Genomic DNA, 804 nt, shown 5'->3' on the forward strand with positions numbered 1-804 from the left:
GCGCCGGCGCTCGAGCAGCCAGTCGGGAAAGTAGGAACCGGTGCGGAGTTTGGGGATCGCCAGCTCCACGCTGCCGGCGCGGGTGTCCCAGTCCCGGGCCCGGTAGCCGTTGCGGGAGTTGACCCGCTCGGCGCTGCGTTCCCGATAGCCGGCGCCGCACATCGCGTCGGCCTCGGCCGCCATGAGCGTCTCGGCGAACTGTTTGATCATCGCCCGGAGCAGATCCGGGCTTGCATCAGCGAGCCGGTCGTTCACCCAGCCCGCCACATCGTTCACACTGTCTGACGCGGCCATCGCGTCTCCTCCCTCGAGAACTCTAAGCACTCGAAGGATCACGCGGTGGCCGTCTCATATCCCGACGCCACGCCGTTGATCAGCGACGACGTCGTACACCACGTCCCTGGACGCAACCCGGGGCGGTTCAATCAGCGCCTGCTGGTCGGGGTGGACGGTGTCGGCCCACGGCAGTGGCAGACTGGCGTCCCCGGCCAGGTCGGAGTGTTCGTAGAGGTCGGACACCGACAGCCGCTGCGAGGGGTCGAAGCCGTGGGTCTCCGGTGTCCGGACGGTGCGCGTCGGCGGCCACGAACAGGTACGGGCCGGTATCCAGTGGCCGGGTCCGGAACGCGGAGACCTGTTCGTCGAGGTCCCGGGCCATGGCACTGACCTGGGATTTCGACAGCCTGGTGATGCCGAGTGAGTCCACCAGCTTCTCCATGCGGCGGGTAGAGACCCCGAGCAGGTAGCAGGTGGCCACCACCGAGTTCAGCGCGGCTTCGGCGCGGCTTCGGCGCGGCTTCGGCG

General features: G+C 68.7%; 1 protein-coding gene and 1 pseudogene. Both read right to left on the reverse strand.

Annotated features, from left to right (window positions below; all coding sequences use genetic code 11):
• Nucleotides 1-294, reverse strand: a 294-nt coding sequence (locus FVA95_RS29060; protein WP_193564365.1) for a transposase, incomplete at its 3' end; no start/stop codon positions are given.
• Nucleotides 295-571: 277 nt separating this feature from the next.
• Nucleotides 572-804, reverse strand: a pseudogene (locus tag FVA95_RS29065) (transposase); the annotation flags it as partial.

The organism is Pseudonocardia sp. EV170527-09 (assembly GCF_008369905.1).
Classification (GTDB): Bacteria; Actinomycetota; Actinomycetes; order Mycobacteriales; family Pseudonocardiaceae; genus Pseudonocardia.